The 1,161-nt window shown below is 71.1% G+C and carries 1 protein-coding gene and 1 pseudogene; both read left to right on the top strand.

Annotated features, from left to right (window positions below; all coding sequences use genetic code 11):
• Positions 1 to 153: 153 nt before the first annotated feature.
• Positions 154 to 786 carry a YbhB/YbcL family Raf kinase inhibitor-like protein gene (locus C665_RS19680; RefSeq protein ID WP_004330286.1) on the top strand — a complete coding sequence of 211 codons (633 nt, stop codon included), beginning with the start codon at positions 154 to 156 and terminating at the stop codon, positions 784 to 786.
• Positions 787 to 856: 70 nt separating this feature from the next.
• Positions 857 to 1,161, top strand: a pseudogene (locus C665_RS19675) (cobyrinic acid a,c-diamide synthase); the annotation flags it as partial.

Here is a 1,161-nt window from a genome sequence, read left to right as displayed (position 1 = left end):
CGCGCCGCTCGCCGCCGCGGCCGCGGACGTGGAGCGCGCCGCCCGCGCGCTGCTGCGCTGGAACGATCCGCGCCACCACTACCTGCACTGCCTGTGCGACGCGCCTTGAAAGCGCGCGTTCGCGTACCCACATCACACCGCAAGGAGGATGACTTGAAACTCACCAGCCAGAGCTTCACCGACGGCGCCCGCATCCCGGGCGAATTCGCCTTCTGCATCCCGGCCGACGAAGGGCACGTCTGCCTGGGCGGCAACCGCAACCCGCAGCTGTCGTGGGCCGACGTGCCCGCGGGGACGAAGTCATTCGTGCTCGTCTGCCACGACCCCGACGTGCCGAGCCAGGGCGACGACGTCAACCAGGAAGGCCGCACCGTGCCGGCCAGCCTGCCGCGGGTGGACTTCTTCCACTGGGTGGTGGTCGACCTGCCCGCCGAGCTGCGCGCGATCGACGCCGGCCACTTCTCCGCCGAGGTCACGCCGGGCGGCAAGCCCGGGCCGGAGGCCGCGCTCGGCGCCCGCCACGGCGTCAACGATTACACCGCCTGGTTCGCCGGCGATGAAGCCATGAAGGGCGACTATCACGGCTACGACGGTCCCTGCCCGCCGTGGAACGACGAGATCGTGCACCACTACGTGTTCACGCTGTACGCGCTCGACGTGGCGCGCTGCGCGGTCGAGGGCCGCTTCACCGGCCCGGACGTGCGCGCGGCGATCGCCGGCCACGTGCTCGCCGAGGCCAAGCTCACCGGCACCTATTCGCTCAACCCTGCGCTCGCCGCGGCGTAAGGGAAATAGGGGACAGACCCCGGAAATTGGGGTCTGTCCCCTATTTTCGCGCTGACCCGGAGTCGTCTGGATGTTTGAATTCCTGCAGGGGATCGCCTTTGGGCTGCTGGTCTCCTTCGTGCCCTGGTTCATGGCCGGGATGTACGACCCGCGCCTGGTGGTGCCGGAGGAGCTCGCCTCGCGCTGGCAGGTCATCCTGCGCTACGCGGTGGCCATGCCCTCGATCGCGACCGTGCTGCTGCTGACCTCGCTGTGGGGTGGCTTCGGCGCCAGCCTGGGCGGCTGGCTCGCCGGCCTCGCCGCGGCTCCGGCCGCGCTCTTCCTGGAGCGGCGCTGGCGGCGCTGGCGGCAGGCGCGTGCCGGCAAGGAGCGCGC

Source organism: Thauera aminoaromatica S2, assembly GCF_000310185.1.
GTDB classification, from domain to species: domain Bacteria; phylum Pseudomonadota; class Gammaproteobacteria; order Burkholderiales; family Rhodocyclaceae; genus Thauera; species Thauera aminoaromatica.
Note: the sequence above shows the minus strand (reverse complement) of the source record. Positions and strands in the feature narration are given on the sequence as shown.